Origin of the sequence: Arthrobacter sp. UYCo732, from assembly GCF_040547265.1 — a bacterium.
GTDB lineage: Bacteria > Actinomycetota > Actinomycetes > Actinomycetales > Micrococcaceae > Arthrobacter.
On sequence record NZ_JBEPPJ010000017.1, the window covers coordinates 1 to 20,444 of the forward strand.

Below are 20,444 nucleotides of genomic sequence, written 5' to 3' on the forward strand. Positions count from 1 at the left end.
CTGGGGTGCCTCCGCCGAGGCAGGCCTTGCCGCCCGCGTCGTGGAGGCAACCAAGCAGCTCGGCTCCGCCGGCAAGACGTTCTAGTCATGTCCGACGAATTTCGTAAGAACCTGATGGGCCCCGAGCCCACGCTCCTTCCTGCCGAAACGGACGTCTACCACCAGCTGGACGCCGGCGCGGAAGCCCTGGACCTGGTGGAGAAGCACCCCACCTCGTCGTTGTTGTGGGCGGTACTCGCGGAGGAGGCGTGGGCCGAAGGCCGCACCATCGATTCCTACGCCTACTCGCGGGTTGGCTATCACCGCGGCCTGGACTCCCTGCGCCGCAACGGCTGGCGCGGCGTGGGCCCTATCCCGTGGGCGCACGAACCCAACCGCGGCTTCCTGCGGGCGCTCTACTCGCTGGGCCGTGCGTCCGCGGCCATCGGCGAAGCCGAGGAACCCGAGCGCATCGAGAAGTTCCTGAACGACTCGGACCCGGCCGCGAAGGCAGCCATCGAGGCCAAGTAGAAACACAACGCGGGGTCACTTTCCGCCCTCTCCGGACCCCGGATTGGGCCGAAAGTGACCCCGCGTTGCTTTGTTAAAGTACGACGGCGGGCGGTTAGCTTTCAGAAGAAAGGTAACCGCCCGCCGTTGTACTTACCGGTGGGGCCGGGCAGGTTACATATCAGCTGGCGGCCTTCGCCAGACCGGTGCGGGCCATGGCGTCCGCATAGACGACGCGCATTTCCTCGAGGTACTGCTCCTGACGGGCCGGGGTTCCGGCGAACGCCCGGCCGCTGAGGGAACGGACCTTGTAGGTCTTCAGGCCGCGCCGCCAGATCATGGGCACCTCGGTCTTCAGCAGCAGGTTGGCCAGGCGGTTGGCTTCGGTGCCGTGGGCCACGATCACGGAGGCGCGCGGGACCAGGGCGAGGAACTTGAGCAGCGGCTTAAGGCCGGAGGAGATCTGGTCCGGCGTGAACTTGCCGTTGACCTCGCCGGGGGTGTGCCACGGGTGAACGTTCCACGGCATCACGAACTCAGGGCGCAGGCCGAGCTTCCACTGGATTCCGAGCATACGGGTAGCGGCGTCGTCGTCGCCTGCGGTCATAAAGCCGGACGGGTCAGCCTCGCCGATGTTGGAGTAGAGGCTGATGATGCGGCATTCGTCCACGTCGTGCATGGGGTCGACGTAGGGGACTTCGGTGTGGGGCTTGACGCTCTGCAGGGAATCGCACAGTTCGTTGACGCCGGCAACATTGGGTTCGTAGCGGCGGCTCAGGAGCTGTTCACGGAAAGATTCGGGGGCCAGGGCTGTCATATAGTGCAATGTCTCCTGCGGGGCTCGGTGCTGCGCCAATCCGGAAAATGGGCGCACGGGGACGCAACCATTCCGGGATGGTTTGAAATGTGGTGTGGACCGATTCCTAGTCGATCTTTATCAGTCTATCAAGTCCCGCAAAACGAAACGCCGGGCGAGGGGTGCCGCTTTCCGGCTGAAATCGGGGGACAAAGGCCGTCAAAGACGTTGACATAACCTGTATAGCTTGGTTGGCTTCTGTCACAGTCCGCGATCAAAAATGTCGCGGCTGGCCGCACCCCAATTGCACTCGAAAGAGGTACGCGCTGTGAACCAAACCTTGGCAACCTTCAGGACCCTCGCCGTTTCCGGAGCCCTGGTGCTGGCAGCTGTAGCCGCATGATTGATCTGCACCACCAGGGCACCCGGAGCGAACGCGACGGGAAACTGGTTTCCGGGTCCATCCTTTACCCCACCACCCCCAACGAAGGGCCGCAGGCGGCCTCCTAAGTGGACAAAGTCTGTGATCGGCTAAACTTGGGTGGTAAGAGCCCCGGAACTCTTGCGTGGCTGGCCGCCGTCGCGGCCCGGCCGGGCTGTTGCCTTCGGGGCATTCTCATGAACGGTGCTTCACCAGATCTGCCATTTCGGTGGCGGAACTGTGCGGCCCGAACGAATGGGGGAGGATCCCATGCCAGCAATCGTGATCGTAGGAGCCCAGTGGGGCGACGAAGGAAAAGGCAAGGCCACCGATCTTCTCGGGGGGCGCGTTGATTACGTCGTCAAGCCGAACGGCGGCAACAACGCCGGGCACACCGTCGTCGTAGGCGGTGAGAAGTATGAGCTCAAGCTCCTTCCGGCCGGCATCCTGAGCCCCAACGCGATTCCGATCATCGGCAACGGCTGTGTAGTGAACCTCGAAGCCCTGTTCCAGGAAATCGACGGTCTGGAAGCCCGCGGCGCGGACACCTCCAAGCTCCGCGTTTCCGCCAACGCCCACCTGGTTGCGCCCTACCACCAGGTGCTGGACAAGGTCACCGAGCGTTTCCTTGGCAGCCGTGCCATCGGCACCACCGGCCGCGGCATCGGCCCGGCCTATATGGACAAAGTGGCCCGCCTGGGCATCCGAGTCCAGGACGTCTTCGACGAATCCATCCTCCGCCAGAAGGTGGAAGGTTCGCTGCGCCAGAAGAACGAACTCCTGGTCAAGGTCTACAACCGCCGCGACATCGTGGTGGACGAGATCGTCAGCTACTTCCTCTCCTTCGCCGAGCGCCTGCGCCCGCTGGTTATCGACAGCACGCTGGTCCTCAACAACGCCCTCGACGAGGGCAAGGTAGTGCTGATGGAAGGCGGCCAGGCAACGTTCCTGGACGTGGACCACGGCACCTACCCCTTCGTCACATCCTCCAACCCGACGGCGGGCGGCGCGTCCGTTGGTTCCGGCATCGGACCCACCCGGATCTCGCGTTCCATCGGCATTATCAAGGCCTACACCACCCGCGTTGGCGCCGGCCCGTTCCCCACGGAACTGTTCGACGAGATGGGCATGTACCTGCAGAAGACCGGCGGTGAGTTCGGCGTCAACACCGGCCGTCCCCGCCGCTGTGGCTGGTACGACGCAGTCCTGGCCCGCCACGCTTCCCGGGTCAACGGTTTCACGGACTACTTCGTCACCAAGCTGGACGTCCTCACCGGCATCGAACAGATCCCGGTATGCGTCGCCTACGACGTGGACGGTGTCCGGCACGACGAAATGCCGATGACCCAGACCGAGTTCCACCACGCCGTGCCCATCTTCGAATACTTCGACGGCTGGACCGAGGACATCACCGGCGCCCGCACCCTGGAGGACCTCCCGGAGAACGCACGCAACTACGTGCTGGCCCTGGAAAAGCTCTCCGGGACGCGCTTCTCGGCCATCGGCGTCGGCCCTGACCGGGACCAGACCATCGTGGTACGCGACCTCATCAACGACTGACGTTTTAGAACGTGCGACGGCGGCGGGTCACCCTTGGGGGTGGCCCGCCGCCGCTGTATGCGGAGCGGATGGACGCAATTTACATAGGGTTAACCCCGCCGGCCTTGTGAGGCTGCAGGCACGGCCGCCAGACTTTTAACATAAGGTGAACTGATCAACAGATCGTTCGACAAGACCCGCGGGATGATGGCGCAGGGATGCGTCCGGGCCTGCCAGGTGACAATGACGCCACCGGGAGGGACCTCCGCTGACCGGAAGGATTTTGATATGGCTGGGACGTTTGAAGTTTTTCTCGACTCCGATTCGCTGCTCAGATTCAGGCTCAAGGCGCCGGACGGCACCGTGATGGCGGTGTCCGGGGCCTTCGCGGACAAGCCGGCCGTTGCGGCTGGAATTGCCGCCATCCGCGAGTGCGCCGGAACAGGTCTTGTTACCGACCTTTCCGCCGCCGGCCTTCGTGACCAGCGCACCCCGGCGCCGGCCCCGTACGCGGCCGCTCCGGCTGCGGCAGCCGAGCCGGCCTGTGACGAGCAGCGTGTTCCGGTCAGCCGGGTCCGCGCTTTTGCCCACTTCGATACGGTGCGGGGCAGCGTACCGAGGGCGCGGTGGACCGGAGCCGTCTGAGGCGCCCGCCGGAGTCTGGTGTCCTTGCCCTAAGCCCGAACCAGGAGCCAGAGAATTTCAAAAGTTTTTTTGACAAGGCGTAACACCCGGCAGGTCCGGAGCGATTACCCCTATGAAGCGCTGGTCTGGAACTTGTCCCCCATCATGTTCCAGACCGGCCCTTTTGTTCCTTGACGGACCACGTTTCGTTGGCCGCAGCCTGGTTACCCGAGGGCAAAGTTAGCGGGGCAAGCAGAGCCCCCCACCGAAGGCCCTACGTCTGTGACCGATGTGCTGACCGATGACGTTTTGCGTGCGCGTGCCCGCGAACCCGAGCTTTTCAGCATCGTGTACCGATCCTATGCGCCACAGGTTCTGGGCTACCTCACAGCCCGCGGGGTAGAAGATCCGGAGGCTGTTATGCAGGAAGTCTTCCTCGACATCCTGCCGAGGCTGGCGACGGTTACCGGCGGCGTGGCCGGACTGCGAACCTTTGTGTTCTCGGTGGCTCATGCCCGGATGGTGGATGAGCACCGACGGCAGCGCCGCACACCTGTTGAGCTACCGTTCGAACCCGACCTGGACGGGCGCGAGGAGTCCTCGGCCGAGGACCCGGCCATGGAACGGATCTCGCCGCAGGAGGTCCAGAATCTCCTGGGCATCCGCCCGGATGAACAGCGGGAGGTCCTGGCCCTGCGCCTTGTCGCCGCCCTGACGGTTGAGTAGGCCGAGGAAGTGATGGGGAAGAGTGCCGGCGCAGCCACCGGCGACCTGCCGTTTGCGGCCGCCGCAAAATCGGCTCGCCTGACACTGCGGCGCCGGCCGCGCAGGGGACCGCAGATGCGGGAACTGACGGGCCGGGAACTGACGCGCCCGGGAGAGCTGCGCAGGAGAAGGGTCCAGGCCGCAGTCAGGAACAGGACCGGGGTGCTGCAGCGCCGGGCAAGGCAGCGGCCGACGGCGGCTCCTCCCGGAACGCAGCAGGCGGCACCAACGGCGGCAGTGACCCGCAAGGCGAAACTTCCTGGGAAGGCCGCAATCCTGGCAGAGGGTCAGGCAGCGACCGCGCTGACGAGCTCGAAAATGCAGGCAAGCCCGTGAGCGAAGCCTCCGCCGTCCTCGACAACCTGACCTCAGTGGTCCTCGCCCCGGTAACGATGGGCCGGGGCACAACAGAAAAAACCGGAGCCGGCGATGCCGGCCCCGGTTCAATCTGGCTGAAGGAGTTCAACCGCTAATCAGGGGTTCCCGTGGCAGGTCCCGTCAGGACAGGAGCTGCCGGCGGGACGAGATCACGCCGGTATCGAAACCTGCCAGGTGCAGGCCGCCGTGGAACCGTGCGTGTTCGATCTTCACGCACCGGTCCATCACCACGTTCAGCCCTGCTGCCTCTGCGTCGGCGGCCACCGCCTCATGCCAGGAGCCGAGCTGCAGCCACAGGGTTTTGGTGCCGGCCGCGATGGCTTCGTCCAGGACGCCGGGGAGGTCATCGTGCTTGCGGAACACGTCCACGATGTCCGGGCTCTCGGGAAGATCGGCCAGCGAGGCGTAGGTCGGCTCGCCCAGGATTGCCCTTACCACGGGGTTCACGAAGTACACCTTGTACCGCGTGGAAGACTGCAGGTAGGTGGCCACGAAGTAGCTGGCGCGTGAGGGCTTGTCCGAGGCGCCCACGATGGCAATCGACTTGGCTGCTCGCAGCAGGTTCAGGCGCTCCGGTGCGGACGGGCCTTCCCAGGTCCGGGTTTCGATGCTCATGCGCGTGCTCCAATCGTGCAGGCTTCGGTGGTTGAGCTTGTCGAATCCCCGGTGTCGACAAGCTCAACCACCGCTGCTGAGGCCTCAGTAAGTGCCTGGTCCAGGTCCCACAGAATATCGTCGATGTCTTCAAGCCCCACGGAGATGCGGATCAGGTCCTCGGGAACACCGGCGGACTCGAGCTGTTCCGGGCTGAGCTGCTGGTGGGTCGTGGACCCGGGGTGGATGACCAGGGTCCGGGAGTCGCCCACGTTGGCCAGATGCGAGGCCAGTTGCAGGGACTCAATGAACGTCTGGCCGGCGGCACGGCCGCCTTTCACGCCGAAGGAGAATACCGAGCCGGGACCCAGCGGCAGGTACTTCCGTGCCCGTTCGAAGTGCGGATGCGAGGGCAGGCCGGAGAAATTCACGTAGGCCACGCGGTCATCAGCCTCGAGCCATTCGGCCACGGCCTGGGCGTTCTTCAGGTGTTCGTCGAGGCGCTGCGGAAGCGTCTCCACGCCCTGCAGCAGCTGGAACGCCGACATCGGCGACAGCGCGGGGCCGATGTCCCGCAGGTGCTCGCAGCGCAGCTTGGTCAGGAACCCGTACTCGCCGAAGTTCCCCCACCAAGAGACGTTGCCGTAGGAGGCGACGGGTTCGGTCATCATGGGGAACTTGCCGTTGCCCCAGTCGAAGCGCCCGCTTTCCACGATCACGCCGCCCAGGGTGGTGCCGTGCCCGCCGAGGAACTTCGTCGCGGAGTGGATCACGATGTCCGCCCCGTGCTCGATCGGGCGCACGAGGTACGGCGTGCTCAAGGTGGCGTCGACCACCAGGGGGATCCCGGCGTCGCGCGCTACCTTTGCCAGCCCTTCCAGGTCCTGGACCTCCGACGACGGGTTGGCCACCACCTCGACGAAGATTGCCTTAGTGTTTTCCTGGACCGCCGCGGCATAGTCCGCGGGATCGGTGCCGGGAACAAAGGTGGTGTCCACACCGAAGCGGCGCAGGGTGACATCCAGCTGGGTGACGGTGCCGCCGTAGAGCTGGGACGCAGCCACGATGTGGTCGCCGGCCTGCGTCAGTGCGGCGAAGGTGATGAACTCCGCTGCCATGCCCGACGACGTGGCAACAGCGCCGATGCCGCCTTCCAGCGAGGCGATGCGTTCCTCGAACGCGGCCACGGTGGGGTTGCCGATCCGGGAGTAGATGTTGCCGTACTTCTGCAGCGCGAATAGGTTGGCGGCGTCCTGGGTGTCCTTGAATACGAAGGACGTGGTCTGGTAGATGGGCACCGCGCGGGCGCCGTGCTCGGCGTCGGGGGTGCCGCCGGCGTGCAGGGCGCGGGTGCGGAAACCGAATTTGCGGTCAGACATTACGCGTTCACCAGCCCGGTGGTTGAGCTTGCCGGAACCCCGGTCTCGACAGGCTCGACCACCAGAAGCTCGGTGCCGTTCTTGCGCGCCAGGTCGGCTTCGAGTTCGCGGACGATCGGCAGGATGTCCTGGCCGAAGGAGGCCACTTCCTCCTGGAAGTGCAGGTAACCGGTGAGAAACAGGTTGACGCCGATTTTCTTGTATTGAACAATCCGTTCGGCGATCTGCTCCGGGGTGCCGATCAGCTGGGTCTTGAAGCCGTCGTTGTACTGGACCAGGTCCTCGAAACTGGAATCGGCCCACATGCCCTTGCCGTCCTTCGTGGACGCGCCGGCTTCCTGCACGGCGTCGCGGAAGCCCTCGACTGCAGGCTTGTGTGCCTTCGCCACGATTTCGCGGAGGGTGTCGCGGGCTTCCTTCTCGGAATCGCGGGCAATGACAAAGCCGTTGAGTCCGAACCGGGGCGCTGCGAGGGCGCCGTCGGTGCCACGCTTCGTTTCGCCGGCAGCAGCCACCACTCCGGCGATGTTCTCCTTGAAGCCTTCGAGGTCCTTGCCGTTGGAGAAGTACCAGTCAGCAACGCGGCCGGCCGTGGCCTGCGCCGCCGTGGAGTTGCCGCCGAAGAAGATCTCCGGGTGCGCGCGGCCCGGTACATCAACCGGGGCCGGGTTCAGGGTGAAGTCGGTGATGTTGTAGAACTTGCCCGACTGGCTGTACTCCTGCTCGGTCCACAGGCCGCGCAGTACCTTGATGAATTCCTCGGTCCGGACGTAGCGCTCGTCGTGCTCCAGCCACTGCAGGCCGAAGTTTTCGAATTCGGCCTTCAGCCAGCCGGAGACGATGTTGACGGCCGCACGGCCGTTGGAGATGTGGTCCGCCGTGATGATGTATTTTGCCAGCACGCCTGGGTGCCACATGCCGGGGTGCACTGCGGAGATGACCTTCAGCCGCTCGGTCGCCGCCAGCAGGGCAAGGCTGAACGAGGTGGCCTCGTGCTGCTTGTCGGCGCCGTAGGAAGCTGCGTAGCGGGTCTGCGTCAGGGCATACTCGAAGCCGGAGTTCTCGGCGATCCGCGCCAGCTTCTTGTTGTAGTCGAAGTCCCAACCGGTCCGCTGCTCGATGGTGGAGACAACCAGGCCGCCCGAAACGTTCGGCACCCAGTATGCGAACTTCAGCGGTTCGGAAAGACGGGCAACATTGCTGATGTCGTTCATAAATTTTCCTTTGCTAGGGCCCGCTTGCGCAGGACGTCCTGGATTCCGGCGATGGCCGGTTCGTTCTGGAGTGAGGTGGTGTCGCCCAGGGCGGTCCCCTCAAATAGCTGGGTCAGCAGCCGGCGCATGATTTTGCCGCTGCGGGTCTTGGGCACGTCAGGAACCACCACGACGTCGCGCGGCTTGGCGATCGGGCCGATCGCCTTCGCGACGTGGTTGCGGAGCTCCTCGGTCCCCACCAGTCCCCTAACCTCGCAAGCCCGGTCAGGGGACCCTGCTGGCGTGGCCCCAGGTTCGATCATCCGACCGGTTGCCTTTAGGACAACGAATGCGACGATCGCGTGCCCGGTCTTGGGGTCAGCCACCGGACACACGCCGGCCTCCACCACATCCGGGTGGGCCACCAGCGCAGACTCGATCTCGATGGTGGACAGCAGGTGGCCGGAGACGTTGAGGGTGTCGTCCACCCGGCCCAGGATCCAGATGTCGCCGTCGGCGTCGTACTTGGCACCGTCGCCGGCCAGGAACCAGCCCTGTTCGGCGTACTGCCGCCAGTACGAATCGAGGTAGCGCTGGGGGTTGCCCCAGACGGTCCGCGCGATGGACGGACCAAAAGCGTCAACCACAATGAAACCCTGCACACCCGGCGGAACTGTATTGCCGGCGGCGTCCACGATTCGGGCGCTGACCCCGGGCAGCGGACGTGCCGCGCAGCCGGGCTTGAACTCGGTGTCCGTCGGAGTGGGGGAGAGGATGGTTGCACCGGTCTCCGACTGCCACCACGTGTCCACCACGGGCGCGGTGCCGGCGCCCACGTTGTGGCGCAGCCAGCGCCAGGCTTCGGGGTTGACTGCTTCGCCCACGGTGCCGAGCATCCGGATGGAGGAGAGGTTGTAGGTGTCCGGCACGCCGTCCGGGAACCAGCCCATGAGGGACCGGACCAGGGTGGGCGCCGTGTAGTACTGCGTGACACCGTAACGTTCGATGATTTCGAAGTGCCGGCCCGGGTGCGGGGTGTTCGGGGTGCCTTCGAAGATCACCTGGGTAACGCCGTTGGAGAGCGGCCCGTAAATCTCGTAGGTATGCGCAGTGACCCAGGCGAGGTCCGCGGTGCACCAGTGCACGTCCTGGTCCCGGAGCGTAGAATCCGGGTTGCTGAACAGGTGCTCGTAGCTCCAAGACGCCTGCGTGAGGTAGCCGCCGGAGGTGTGGACCAGGCCCTTGGGCTTACCGGTGGTCCCGGACGTGTACATGATGAACAGGGGAGTCTCGGCGTCGAATGCTTCGGGTTCGTGGACGTCAGGGGCGGTCCCGACGGCGTCATGCCACCAGACGTCGCGGCCTTCAGTCATGGGGACGGCATCGAGCTCGTCCGCCGGGGTGGTGCGGTTGACCACCAGGACGTGCTCGATGGCGTTGTCCCCGGCGACCGCCGCGTCAGCGTTGTCCTTGACGGGCACGGCCACGCCACGGCGGAACTGGCCGTCCGTGGTGACCAGCAGCTTGGCCTGGGTGTCCTCGACGCGGAACTTTAACGCCTCGGCCGAGAAACCGCCGAACACCAGGGAGTGGATGGCTCCGATCCGCGCCACGGCGAGGGTGATGATGACGGTTTCAGGGATGACCGGCAGGTAGATGACCACGCGATCGCCCTTGGTGATGCCCAGCCCCAAGAGCGCGTTGGCGGCCTTGGCCACCTCACGCTGGAGTTCGGCGTAGGTAATGGCGCGGCGGTCGCCCGGCTCGCCTTCAAAGTAGAGCGCAACCTTGCCGCCCCGGCCTGCTTCCACATGGCGGTCCACGCAGTTGTAGGTCACGTTCAGGCGGCCACCGGCGAACCATTCAATGCGGGGCACGGAGTACTCGGCGTCCTCGACGGGAACTTCCGGCCCGCTAAGCCTTCGTGCCTTGTCAAAACTGTGGGCGGTGTGCCATGGCTCGGCCCAGTCAAGGCGCCGGGCGGCATCCTCCCAGAACCCAATGCGCTCGGCCTCGGTGCTGGGGTGCGTGGCTTGTACGGTGCTCAGGCCCATCGTTTTACCGCCCATTTCTCTGCCAGGCCCAGGAGGGCGTCGGCCAGTTTTCCAATCACAGCCAGCAGCACGATGGCGAGGAAGAGCCTGTCGGTGCGGCCGTTGTTTTGTGAGTCGATCAGCAGGAAGCCGAGCCCCATGGAGGAGGCGATCAGTTCGGCCGCCACGAGGAACAGCCACGCCTGCGCCAGGGCCAGCCGCAGCCCGGAGAAGACGGCAGGAACCACAGCAGGCAGCTGCACGGTCGTCAGGAGCCGGACGCCCTTGAGGCCGAAGGCGCGGGCAGCTTGGACCAGGTTCCGGTCTACGTGGCGTAGCGCCAGGGAAACGGTGGTGAAGACGGGGAAGAACGCTCCGATGATGATCAGGGTGACCTTGGAGTCTTCGCCGATCTTCAGCCAGAGGATCAGCAGCGGTACCCAGGCCAGCGAGGGGACGGCGCGCAGGGCGCCGATGGCGGGGGCCAGCAGGGCGTCGGCAATCTTCGACAGGCCCACGGTGGCACCGAGGATGAGGCCCAGTGCGGCGCCGATCAGGAACCCGATCTCCACCCGCTGCGTGGAGATGAACAGGCCGGTGGAGGACGCCACCTGCCAGGCAAGCAGCAGGATTGCCGGGATGATCAGGCCAAGGGGCAGACGCGCCCAGTTCCTGGAAAGGACTCCGGCGGGAGACCATCCCGGTGCCGGAGCGGCTGCCGTTACGGCACCCGTCTGGGCGGCGTCTGCCGTTGTTGCGGCAGCGGCTGCAGCGCGCTTGTCCGCAACACTGTTGCCGGTGAGGAAGGGGTTTTCCAGATGGCTCATCAGGAACCCTTGATGGCTGACGGATCAGCCTTCTTCACCAGCGAGTCGTCGAGAAGGGAGCCCACGGCGTCGTCGATCTGCTGCTGCGTTTTGACGTCGCCGGTTTCCACGAAGGTGGGCCCGATCTTCTCCAGTACTTTGCGCTGCGCCTCACTGGGCGCGGCATCTACATCCAGGTCGCTGCGCTCGAGCACCACGTCAAGCAGCAGGACGCCGGGGTTGCGTGCCAAGGCACGTGCCAGGGATGCCCGCTGGGCCATGCCGCCGGACACTTCGCGCGGACGGCGCACGGCGAAGCTGTCCAGTCCCACAAGCTCCAGCAGGCGGGAAACCTTGGCTTTGCCTTCTTTTGCGCTGCAGCCGGTGGGCAGGCCGATGGCGACGTTGGCCGGGTCGCCGGTACGCTCGGAAGTCAGTACTGCAGTCATGGGATCACTCCATCGGTCCTGGCAGTAGCACCCAACGGAGTCCAGCCTCTTACCGGAGTGGTCAGTTCCGGGTAACCAAGGCTTTGTCCTTGCTATCAGCGTGTGCCGTGGGGGCGCCCGCTGACCAGGGTTGCTGCGGCTTCATCGATCCAGGTCTCTCGGCCGCTCGGGATGGTCGCTATCCACTAGACCAAATATGAATCAAACAATCCAAATTGGCAGAATGCTGCGCGTAATGTTCGTTCACATGCTCTTAGTCGCTTGAACCGCGGTCGAAAATTCGGCATTCGGGTCTATGGGAAAGCGGCGTAGGCTTGAGGCATGGCTCACACCAACGATCCTGCAGTCATTGAGCGCCTTATGCGAACCAAGGGGCGGTGGGCCATCGTGGGCCTGACCACCAATGAGTGGCGCGCCGCCTTCCATACGTCCCTCTTTATCCGCGACAGGATGGGGATGGAGATCATTCCGGTGAACCTGCCGGGGGACCCGGTGCACGGCGAAACAGGCTACCGCACGATTGGTGACATTCCGGCAGAAAAGCTGCCCGTCGACGTCGTCGACTGCTTTGTGAATTCGCAGAAAGTCGGCGCGGTGGTTGACCAGGCCATCGCCGTCGGAGCCAAAGCCGTGTGGCTGCAGCTGGGGGTCATTGACGAGGCCGCAGCCGAACGGGCGAAGGTTGCGGGCCTGGCTGTGGTGATGAACGTGTGCCCCGCGCAGCAGGCCTGGAAATACGACCTCTAACAGCCTACTGGCATAAGGGGAGGTCAGGTCAGCGCTGCATCAATTCCGGGTAGTGCCGTTCCGTGACATCCGGGTGCGCGCGCATCCGGCCTTTGAGCATGTTCAGGCCGAATGAGGCGAGCATCGGATTAATAGGGTCATCCGAGAGCCCACGTGCCTGCGCCTTCAGCTCGGGCGGCAGCGGCACGGGGTCGATCACGGCATCCAGGCGCGGGGACCAGAAAAACGGCACGGAATAGCGGTCAACGCCAGGCGGCGGCGCCTGTACCCGGTGGATAGTGGCGGCGAGGTACCCTTCGGTGGCCACCTCCAGCATCTCACCCAGGTTCACCACCAGCGCCCCGGGAATAGGCTCAACGGTTGCCCACTCGGTGGTTCCCGGCGGCAGGACTTCCAGTCCGCCCACTTCGTCCTGGAGTAGGAGGGTGACAAAACCGTAGTCCGCGTGTGAGCCCACGCCCTGGTCTCCTGCCGCTTCCACCACACCGCCAACATAGTGCACCAGCTTGCCCATCCAAGCGGGCTCGTCGCCGAAGGGTTCGTCGAAGTGGTCCTCAGGCAGCCCGAGGGAGACCGCAATGCCTCGCAGCAGTTCCATGCCGACACCGGACATCATCTCTGCCCAGGCCATGGCCGCTGTCTTAAGCTCGGGGAGCGCCTCATCGGGCCACATGTTGTGCCCCTGCAACAGCCAGTACGGCTGATCTGCCGGATAGTCCAGGACGGGTTCGCGCTCCGGTGAGTAGTCAATCTGCTCGCGGGCATCCGCGCGGCCCTGCGTGATCTCGGTGCCCATCCGCGTGTAGCCACGGAAATGCGGCGAGAGCCGGTTGTCCAGCGTCATCCTCTCCTCGAGGGGCAGGTCGAAGAAGCGCTTGATGAGGGCGAGGAGCTCCTCGGCCTGGCCGGGAGCGGCGCCATAGCCCGTGATCTGGAAGAACCCCACGTTGTGGGCAGCGTCCCGGAGTTTGTCAATGAATTCCGGTCTGAAAACGCCGTACGGCTGCCGTGCGGCGCTCAGGTCAAGGACAGGGATGGTGGCCTGGTCAGGTGACATCTTCGCAGACTAGCACCGGAGCGGAGGGCTTTGTAGGCTCGTTCCATGGACGCAGCACATCTCAAGGCAGTCTGCCTGTCATTTCCCGGTGCCTTCGAGGATTTTCCCTTCGGGCCGGAGACGTCCGTGTTCAAGGTCCGGGCCCATGTTTGCGGCGGCGCGAGGCACAAGGCGAAGATGTTCGCGTCCTCCGCACTGGACGCCCGGGACCTGTGCGTGAGCCTGAAGTGTGAGCCCGCACTGGCCGAACAGCTGCGCGCCGCCCACCCCGAAATTGCCGGTGCCTGGCACATGAACAAAACCCACTGGAACGGTGTGCGGCTGGACGGAGCACTGCCGGACGACATGATCCTGGACATGGTGGAGGACTCCTACGACCTGGCGGTGGCCACCCTGAGCCGCAAGCAGCAGGAACAGCTGGGTTGGGCCCGGCTGACCGGATCCCGGGACGGGTCCGTTGGCTGACAGGCGCCTGGTGGGAGGCCGACTCGATTACCCCGGTGTGGGTGCCACGGAGAACGGCCGGCCGCCGGCAGGATTCCCCTGCCTAGTGTCACAGGTCTACCTTGGTGACGGGGTGGCGCTGTACCGGCGGGTGGCGCAGGGAATCCTCACGTGGGAACTGCAGCGGCGGTCCGGGCTGCGCGTCCGGGCCGAGTCCGACGTCGTGATCCCCGGAACGCGAGTGGTGAGCGGCTTTGGTGTCAGTCGGTTCCGGATCAACGCGCCCTGCGAAGTTGTGTGGGTCCGGCGGCCGGTCACGGGCGACGGTCCGCAGTCTGCGGGTTTCGGCTACGGAACACTGCCCGGACATCCGGCGCGGGGTGAGGAAGCGTTTGAGGTGGAGATTGATGACACAGGACGGGTGTTTTTAAAGATCACTGCCTTCAGCAGGCCTGCCAACTGGATCTACCGGGCAGGTGGCCTGGTGACCAGGGCGGCGCAGAGGCACGTCACTACGCGATACGTTGAAGGGGCACGCCAACTCGCCGCAGGTGAAAGCTGATCAGGAGAAGGTACATGCTGGACCAAGTGACCCTTGACCGCCTATGGAATTTTGGGGATCCCGGGCTGTCCGAACAGCGCTTCCGGGAAGCCCTCGCCGAACTCGCCTACAACGCCGACGAAAAAGCCGAACTCGCCATCCAGCTTGGCCGGGCCATTGGCCTGCAGGGCCGCTATGAGGAGGCAGACGCCCTCCTGGACTCGGTGGACGGGGAGGAGGAACCCACCATCGGCGTCCGCATCCTGCTGGAACGCGGACGCGTCCTGAACTCCAGCGGCCACGCCGCCATGGCCGTTCCGCTGTTCGAACAGGCGGGCGAACTGGGGGACCACCTCGGCGAGGAAGTCCTCGCCGTCGATGCGCTTCACATGCTGGCCATCGCCGACCCCGCCCACGCGGACTCACGGACCCGGAGCGCGCTCGAGTACGCTTCCACCGCCCATGACCTGCCCGCGAGGCCATCCTCGCGTGCGAGCTTGCCATGGCCGCAGGCTAAGCAATCCAACCATCCCCCGAACAGAAGGAATCCCATGATCTTCATTGTGGTCAAGTTCAAGGTCAAGCCCGACTGGTCCGAGCGCTGGCTCGGCCTCGTGGACGGGTTCACCAAAGCAACCCGCCAGGAACCCGGCAACCTCTGGTTCGACTGGTCGCGCAGCGTGGATGACCCACACGAGTTCGTGCTGGTCGAGGCGTTCAAGGACGATGCCGCCGGGGACCACGTCCAGAGCGCGCACTTCAAGCAGGCCATGGCCGACATGCCGCAGGCCCTGGCCGAAACCCCCCGGATCGTCAGCCGCCAGCTCGACGGCGAGGGCTGGGACAGGATGGGAGAACTCACCATCTGATGTGGGTCGGCTGGATTGAATTCGACATCCTCCTGGGCGATGTCCAGAGCCTGAAGGAAAAACGTTCCGTCATCAGGCCGCTGCTCGCTGAACTCAAGCGCCGCTTCGAGGTTTCGGTTGCCGAAGTGGGGGACCACGATCAGTACCGGCGCTCGCAGGTGGGCGCGGGACTCGTGGCAGCCGACCGGGCGCACCTCGTGGAGGTGCTCACCGCCGTCGAACGTTTTGTGGCTGCCCGGCCGGAGATTGAACTTCTCAGTGCCAGGCAGCGGGAGCTGCACAGCGAGGACTGACCTGCCCACAAACAAGCAACACGGGGTCACTTTGGCCCAATCCCGAGGGATTATTGGGCCGGAAGCGACCCCGCGTTGCTTTAGGGGTTTAGCCGAAGTACTTCGGCAGTGTGGCCTCGTGGGCTTCGCGGAGGGCGTCGAGGGACATGGTGTCCACGCCGTTGATCTCCAGCTGGCCGCTGGCTGCGTCCACCACGCCGATGCGGGTATGGGCAAAGCCGCGGGCGGTGCACATGTCCTTGAACCGGACTTCCTCCGACCGGGGCACGCCGACAATCGCCCGGCCCTGGGACTCGGAGAACAATGCCGTGAACAGGTCCACGCCGTCGCGGTCCAGGACGTCCTGAAGGGCGATCCGCGCACCGACGCCGTAGCGCAGGGAGGACTCCACCAATGCTGCCGCGAGGCCGCCCTCGGAGAGGTCGTGCGCGGAATCTACCATGCCGTCGCGTGAGGCGTTGATCAGGATCTCACCCAGCGCGCGCTCGGTGGCGAGGTCAACCTTCGGCGGCAGCCCGCCCAGGTGGCCGCGCATGTTGGCCCATTCCGAACCGTCCAGTTCGGCAGCGGTGGTGCCCAGCAGGTAGATGGCCTGGCCATCTTCGCGCCAGCCCGACGGCGTGCGGCGGGCGACGTCGTCGAGCTTGCCCAGTACCGCCACCACGGGGGAGGGGTGGATGGGGGTGGTGCCTGTCTGGTTGTACAGCGAGACGTTGCCGCCGGTGACCGGGATGCCCAGTTCCATGCAGGCGTCGGACAAGCCGCGGATGGCCTCGGCGAGCTGCCACATGACGTCCGGGTCCTCGGGGGAGCCGAAGTTCAGGCAGTCGCTGACGGCCATCGGCACGGCACCGGACGTGGCCACGTTGCGGTACGCCTCGGCCAGGGCCAGCTGCGCGCCGAAGTACGGGTCAAGGTAGGTGTAGCGGCCGTTGGCATCGGTGGCCAAGGCAACGCCCAGGCCGGTTTCCTCGTCCACGCGGACCACACCGGCATCGTCCGGGAACGCCATGGCCGTGTTGCCGCCGACGTAGCGGTCGTACTGGTCGGTGATCCAGGCTTTGGAGCACATGTTCGGCGAGGCGACGAGCTCGGTGACGGCTGCAGCAAGTTCCGCGGGAGCGGAGGGCCGTCCGGCGTCCTGTACTGAACCGGTGAAGGTATCGGCCTGGACCGAGTCCTGCCATGACGGGCGGGCGTACGGACGGTCGTAGACCGGGCCATCGTGGGCCACCGTCCGCGGGTCAACGTCCACGATGACTACGCCGTCCCAGGTGATGATCAGGCGGCCGGTGTCGGTGACTTCGCCGAGCCAGGAGTACTCCACGGCCCACTTGTCCATTACAGCTTCGAAGGCTTCGATGTTCTCCGGCGTCACAACGGCCATCATGCGTTCCTGCGACTCGGACATCAGGATTTCGCCCGGGGTCAGGGTAGGGTCGCGGAGCAGGACGGAGGTCAGCTCAACTTCCATGCCGCCGTCGCCGTTGGAGGCCAGTTCGGACGTGGCGCAGGAGATGCCTGCGGCGCCGAGGTCCTGGATACCCTCAACCAGTGAGCCCTTGAAGAGCTCCAGGCAGCATTCGATCAGGACCTTCTCCGCGAAGGGGTCGCCCACCTGCACGGCGGGACGCTTGGACGGCTTGGTGTCGTCGAAGGACTCGGAAGCCAGCACGGAGGCGCCGCCAATGCCGTCGCCGCCGGTGCGTGCACCGAACAGGACCACTTTGTTGCCCTTGCCCGAAGCGTTGGCGAGGCGGATGTCCTCGTGCCGCATGACGCCGACTGCCAGCGCGTTGACCAGCGGGTTGCCCTGGTACACGGAGTCGAACACCATTTCGCCGCCGATGTTGGGCAGGCCCAGGGAGTTGCCGTAGCCGCCGATGCCGGCCACGGCACCGTGCATCACGCGGGCGGTGTCCGGATGGTCGATCGCACCGAAGCGCAGCGGATCCATCACGGCCACCGGGCGGGCGCCCATCGAGATGATGTCGCGGACAATGCCGCCGATGCCGGTGGCGGCACCCTGGTAGGGCTCCACGAACGACGGCGAGTTGTGGGACTCAATCTTGAAGGTCACGGCCCAGCCGTCGCCGAGGTTGGTGACGCCGGCGTTTTCGCCGATGCCCACCAGCATGTCCTTCTTCATCTCCTCGGTCACCTTGTCGCCGAACTGGCGCAGGTGGTTCTTCGAGGACTTGTAGGAGCAGTGCTCGCTCCACATCACGGAGTACATGGCCAGCTCGGCGCCGGTGGGGCGGCGGCCCAGGACCTTGACCACCTCATCGAACTCGTTCTGCTTCAGGCCCAGTTCGGCCCACGGCAGTTCGGTGTCCGGAGTCTTGGCGGCGTTCTCCACCGTGTCGATGTTGAACTTCTTGGCGGTTTCGGCGGGCTCTACCACCGAGTTGGTCTCCGTCATTTGCTGACTCCCACAATCTTGTTCAGTACGGAGGTGAAGAAGCCGAGCCCGTCGGTGTCGGAGCCGCCGATTCCGTCGAGCGACGCGGGGCCAAAGCCGACCTCGGTAGCGTGCTCCGGGTGCGGCATAAGGCCCACCACGTTGCCGGCGGCGTTGGAGATGCCGGCGATATCGCGGCGCGAGCCGTTCGGGTTGAAGCCCACGTAGCGGAAGGCCACGCGGCCTTCGGCCTCAAGCGCGTCGAGGGTCTTTTCGTCGGCGATGTACTGGCCGTCCTGGTTCTTCAGCGGCACAGTGATTTCCTGGCCGGCCTCGTAGTCGAGGGTCCAGGCAGTGTTGCTGTTTTCCACGCGGAGCACCTGGTCACGGCACAGGAACTTCAGGTGGTCGTTCTTGATCATGGAGCCGGGCAGCAGGTGCGACTCGGTGAGGATCTGGAAGCCGTTGCAGATGCCCAGAACAGGCAGCTTGGCGTCGGAGTTCGCGGCGTCGATGATTTTGGACATCAGCGGCGCGAACCGGGCAATGGCGCCGGCGCGGAGGTAGTCGCCGTAGGAGAAACCACCGGGGATCACGACGGCGTCCACGTCACCCAGGGTGGTGGCGGCGTGCCAGAGCGGCACTGCGGTGCCGCCGGCCAGCCTGACTGCACGGGCGGCGTCGCGGTCGTCCAGGGTGCCGGGGAAGGTGACGACGCCGATCTTGGCGCCCGCGAGCCGGGGCGCGGCGGCGACGGCGATTGCCTCGCCGATCAAGGGAAGTTCAGTCATCTCAGGCCTCGACGACCTCGACGTTGACGACATCCTCGATCACAGGGTTGGACAGCAGGGTCTCGGCTGCTTCGCGGGCCTGGGCCAGGATTGCGTCGGTCACCTCGCCGTCAAACGTCAGTTCGAAGCGCTTGCCCTGGCGGACAGAGCTAAAGCTGGTGAAGCCCAGACGGGGGAGTGCACCCACGATGGCCTTCCCCTGCGGGTCCAGAATCTCGGGCTTGGGCATGACGTCAACAACGATCCGGGGCATCCGGCAACTCCTGTGCGTGAGCATTGGGTAAGGGCGCAGCGGAGTGGTGCCGTCTTACGCCGTTCCGGAACTGTTGGGGACGAGCTTGTTTGAACAGTGTGGACGGGCGCTCCGCGAGCTTGCCAGCCCATTCTACCGGCCGGAGCGCTGGACCCTGTATTCGGTGGGCCCCGTCACTGCCGTCAGGTGGGGAGGGGCTTTCGGGTGGTGAAGAACGACGGCGGCTCTGGCCCTCCGCAGGTGGCGTCACTAGGATGGCGGAATGGCTGAAAAATCGAAATCCGTGCTGTTGCCGATGGTTGCCGTTGCCGTGTTTGCCGGGTTGGGACGGATGGTCATGCAAAAGATCAAAGCCGACCGTGCGGCCCGGGATACGCGCGTCACCGGGCCCGTGGACGAAAAGACCCGCCAGTGGATCAGCGACGTGGTGCGGACACCCAGGCAGTAAGCCGCCCGCCCCAAACAACCAAGCCTTATCTAAGCGGGCGTCCCTGAACGGGGGCGCCCGCTTTTTGCTGCCTCAAATGCCGCTCTTCCGTGGCAACTCCTTGATCCTCCAAATGGCTGGCGGACTCAATGGATCTACGGAGGGAATTCACAGATTGTGCCCCGCCGGTGTCCAATCAAAAGGAGATATGAGGCATGGAAAGACGCACACAGAAGTGGGTGCACCGCACCCTCCGGGTGGGCATGGTGGCAGCCCTCGCGCTGGGGTTCACCGCAGCCTCCCCAGAAATGGGGAGGCCGGTCCCGGGCGCATTTCTGGCCTAACCATGATGACCTTGACTGTCATAATGATTGACAATTCGAGCAACCGGTTGCATGATCTGGTAAGTCGTATTCCGCGGCTCTCAAAGCTGAGAGAAGGTGGACCCATGTTGGACCGCAGCCTGCCCACGATTTACGACGTGGCGCGTGCCGCCGGGGTTTCCCTCAACGGTTTCCCGTGCCTTCGTGATGAATCGGGTGGTCGCCGATGTGGCCAGCGTGGTCTCGGACAATGCCCATGGGATGAGGCGGGCAGCTGAGCATCTGCGGGGTCTGGGCAACCCCACCATCGCCTATTTGGCGGGGCCGGAGGCGATGGCATGCGCTGGCGTGCACTCCGTGCGGCGGCCTCGCAGCTGGGGCTGGGCGTGCGCCGTCTAGGACCTGGTGTACCTACAGTCCGCGGCGGCGGAGACGCTGCCCTGGAATGGTCGCAGCACCAGAGCTCCTCGGTGATCGCCTACAACGACCAGATGGCCCTAGGGTTCATCCGCACCCTCCAGAAGCGCGGCATTAGGGTTCCGGACGACGTCAGTGTCCTTGGCTTTGGCAACAGTCACGGGTCCGGCATGGTCACTCCTGCCCTGACTACCGTGGAAGCCCCTTTGTATGCCTTGGGGTCCACTGCCGTCAGCAACTTGCTGGCATTCGCGCGCGGGGCACATTCGCAGTCCGGGCAGCCACTGGTTCTGCCAACCCGCCTGATCGTACGGGGATCGACGTTGGCTCCGGCCCGGCTTCGTGCCCTGAAATGAAAAGTTCGGATTGGCTCTGGAACTCTCATGTGTTCTATGTCATATTCAGCTATCAGTCT

At 65.0% G+C, this 20,444-nt stretch carries 22 protein-coding genes and 2 pseudogenes; 13 read left to right on the forward strand and 11 right to left on the reverse strand.

Translation table 11 applies throughout. The annotated features are described in order from the left end of the window. The first annotated feature begins 87 nt into the window (after window positions 1-87). A complete protein-coding gene (locus ABIB45_RS17325; RefSeq protein WP_354217083.1) occupies window positions 88-510 on the forward strand; it encodes a DUF3151 domain-containing protein in 423 nt (140 codons plus the stop codon). Between the two features lie 160 nt (window positions 511-670). Here the strand turns inward: ABIB45_RS17325 and ABIB45_RS17330 are convergent, their stop codons facing one another. Then, window positions 671-1,306: a uracil-DNA glycosylase family protein gene (locus tag ABIB45_RS17330; RefSeq protein ID WP_354217084.1), complete on the reverse strand. Its 636-nt coding sequence runs from the start codon at window positions 1,304-1,306 to the stop codon at window positions 671-673. A gap of 670 nt (window positions 1,307-1,976) precedes the next feature. Between ABIB45_RS17330 and ABIB45_RS17335 the strand changes: the two genes are divergently transcribed. The 4 genes and pseudogenes from ABIB45_RS17335 to ABIB45_RS17350 all read left to right on the forward strand — a co-directional run bounded on the left by ABIB45_RS17335 (window position 1,977) and on the right by ABIB45_RS17350 (window position 5,107). Beyond that, the gene (locus ABIB45_RS17335; RefSeq protein ID WP_354217085.1) at window positions 1,977-3,266 is read left to right on the forward strand and encodes an adenylosuccinate synthase; all 1,290 of its coding nucleotides are present in this window, start codon (window positions 1,977-1,979) and stop codon (window positions 3,264-3,266) included. A gap of 267 nt (window positions 3,267-3,533) precedes the next feature. Continuing rightward, a complete protein-coding gene (locus ABIB45_RS17340; protein ID WP_354217086.1) occupies window positions 3,534-3,890 on the forward strand; it encodes a YegP family protein in 357 nt (118 codons plus the stop codon). Window positions 3,891-4,151: 261 nt separating this feature from the next. Continuing rightward, a pseudogene (locus ABIB45_RS17345) lies at window positions 4,152-4,592 on the forward strand (RNA polymerase sigma factor); the annotation flags it as partial. Window positions 4,593-4,966: 374 nt separating this feature from the next. After that, a complete protein-coding gene (locus ABIB45_RS17350; RefSeq protein ID WP_354217089.1) occupies window positions 4,967-5,107 on the forward strand; it encodes a hypothetical protein in 141 nt (46 codons plus the stop codon). 25 nt (window positions 5,108-5,132) lie between these two features. Here the strand turns inward: ABIB45_RS17350 and ABIB45_RS17355 are convergent, their stop codons facing one another. The 6 genes and pseudogenes from ABIB45_RS17355 to ABIB45_RS17380 all read right to left on the reverse strand — a co-directional run. Then, complete coding sequence (locus ABIB45_RS17355) at window positions 5,133-5,627, reverse strand: CoA-binding protein (RefSeq protein ID WP_354217090.1); 495 nt, start codon at window positions 5,625-5,627, stop codon at window positions 5,133-5,135. Then, window positions 5,624-6,985: an O-acetylhomoserine aminocarboxypropyltransferase/cysteine synthase family protein gene (locus tag ABIB45_RS17360; protein ID WP_354217091.1), complete on the reverse strand. Its 1,362-nt coding sequence runs from the start codon at window positions 6,983-6,985 to the stop codon at window positions 5,624-5,626. The genes ABIB45_RS17355 and ABIB45_RS17360 overlap by 4 nt, the downstream gene beginning before the upstream one ends. Beyond that, the gene (gene sfnG, locus ABIB45_RS17365) at window positions 6,985-8,199 is read right to left on the reverse strand and encodes a dimethylsulfone monooxygenase SfnG (RefSeq protein ID WP_354217092.1); all 1,215 of its coding nucleotides are present in this window, start codon (window positions 8,197-8,199) and stop codon (window positions 6,985-6,987) included. The genes ABIB45_RS17360 and sfnG overlap by 1 nt, the downstream gene beginning before the upstream one ends. Beyond that, window positions 8,196-10,247 (reverse strand): acetate--CoA ligase, encoded by a 2,052-nt coding sequence (gene acs / locus ABIB45_RS17370; RefSeq protein WP_354217093.1) that lies wholly within the window; start codon window positions 10,245-10,247, stop codon window positions 8,196-8,198. The genes sfnG and acs overlap by 4 nt, the downstream gene beginning before the upstream one ends. Continuing rightward, a complete protein-coding gene (locus ABIB45_RS17375; RefSeq protein ID WP_354217094.1) occupies window positions 10,223-11,038 on the reverse strand; it encodes an ABC transporter permease in 816 nt (271 codons plus the stop codon). The genes acs and ABIB45_RS17375 overlap by 25 nt, the downstream gene beginning before the upstream one ends. A 197-nt stretch (window positions 11,039-11,235) precedes the next feature. Further along, a pseudogene (locus ABIB45_RS17380) lies at window positions 11,236-11,511 on the reverse strand (ATP-binding cassette domain-containing protein); the annotation flags it as partial. Window positions 11,512-11,787: 276 nt separating this feature from the next. Here ABIB45_RS17380 and ABIB45_RS17385 point away from each other — a divergent pair. After that, a complete protein-coding gene (locus ABIB45_RS17385) occupies window positions 11,788-12,213 on the forward strand; it encodes a CoA-binding protein (RefSeq protein ID WP_354217095.1) in 426 nt (141 codons plus the stop codon). Window positions 12,214-12,241: 28 nt separating this feature from the next. Here the strand turns inward: ABIB45_RS17385 and ABIB45_RS17390 are convergent, their stop codons facing one another. Next, window positions 12,242-13,270, reverse strand: a complete 1,029-nt coding sequence (locus tag ABIB45_RS17390) for an isopenicillin N synthase family dioxygenase (protein ID WP_354217096.1) — start codon at window positions 13,268-13,270, stop codon at window positions 12,242-12,244. Window positions 13,271-13,315: 45 nt separating this feature from the next. Here ABIB45_RS17390 and ABIB45_RS17395 point away from each other — a divergent pair, with 45 nt between their 5' ends. From ABIB45_RS17395 to ABIB45_RS17410, 4 genes are all read left to right on the forward strand, one after another. Further along, window positions 13,316-13,735, forward strand: coding sequence for an MmcQ/YjbR family DNA-binding protein (locus ABIB45_RS17395; RefSeq protein ID WP_354217097.1), 420 nt, complete (start codon window positions 13,316-13,318; stop codon window positions 13,733-13,735). Window positions 13,736-13,772: 37 nt separating this feature from the next. Further along, a complete protein-coding gene (locus ABIB45_RS17400; RefSeq protein WP_502914542.1) occupies window positions 13,773-14,276 on the forward strand; it encodes a DUF1990 domain-containing protein in 504 nt (167 codons plus the stop codon). 530 nt (window positions 14,277-14,806) lie between these two features. Then, a complete protein-coding gene (locus tag ABIB45_RS17405; RefSeq protein WP_354217169.1) occupies window positions 14,807-15,124 on the forward strand; it encodes a putative quinol monooxygenase in 318 nt (105 codons plus the stop codon). After that, window positions 15,124-15,417 carry a DUF503 domain-containing protein gene (locus ABIB45_RS17410; RefSeq protein WP_354217099.1) on the forward strand — a complete coding sequence of 98 codons (294 nt, stop codon included), beginning with the start codon at window positions 15,124-15,126 and terminating at the stop codon, window positions 15,415-15,417. The genes ABIB45_RS17405 and ABIB45_RS17410 overlap by 1 nt, the downstream gene beginning before the upstream one ends. An 88-nt stretch (window positions 15,418-15,505) precedes the next feature. Here the strand turns inward: ABIB45_RS17410 and purL are convergent, their stop codons facing one another. The 3 genes from purL to purS are packed head-to-tail and all read right to left on the reverse strand — an operon-like array spanning window position 15,506 to window position 18,862. Next, window positions 15,506-17,839, reverse strand: coding sequence for a phosphoribosylformylglycinamidine synthase subunit PurL (gene purL / locus ABIB45_RS17415; RefSeq protein ID WP_354217100.1), 2,334 nt, complete (start codon window positions 17,837-17,839; stop codon window positions 15,506-15,508). Then, window positions 17,836-18,609, reverse strand: a complete 774-nt coding sequence (gene purQ, locus ABIB45_RS17420) for a phosphoribosylformylglycinamidine synthase subunit PurQ (RefSeq protein ID WP_354217101.1) — start codon at window positions 18,607-18,609, stop codon at window positions 17,836-17,838. The genes purL and purQ overlap by 4 nt, the downstream gene beginning before the upstream one ends. 1 nt (window position 18,610) lies before the next feature. Beyond that, entirely contained in the window at window positions 18,611-18,862 is a 252-nt protein-coding gene (gene purS, locus ABIB45_RS17425) for a phosphoribosylformylglycinamidine synthase subunit PurS (protein ID WP_354217102.1), read from the reverse strand. Between the two features lie 262 nt (window positions 18,863-19,124). Between purS and ABIB45_RS17430 the strand changes: the two genes are divergently transcribed. The 3 genes from ABIB45_RS17430 to ABIB45_RS17440 all read left to right on the forward strand — a co-directional run bounded on the left by ABIB45_RS17430 (window position 19,125) and on the right by ABIB45_RS17440 (window position 20,385). Further along, window positions 19,125-19,310, forward strand: a complete 186-nt coding sequence (locus ABIB45_RS17430; protein WP_354217103.1) for a hypothetical protein — start codon at window positions 19,125-19,127, stop codon at window positions 19,308-19,310. A gap of 194 nt (window positions 19,311-19,504) precedes the next feature. Further along, a complete protein-coding gene (locus ABIB45_RS17435) occupies window positions 19,505-19,633 on the forward strand; it encodes a hypothetical protein (RefSeq protein ID WP_354217104.1) in 129 nt (42 codons plus the stop codon). Window positions 19,634-19,950: 317 nt separating this feature from the next. Further along, window positions 19,951-20,385 (forward strand): substrate-binding domain-containing protein, encoded by a 435-nt coding sequence (locus tag ABIB45_RS17440; protein ID WP_354217105.1) that lies wholly within the window; start codon window positions 19,951-19,953, stop codon window positions 20,383-20,385. The last annotated feature ends 59 nt before the right edge of the window (window positions 20,386-20,444 follow it).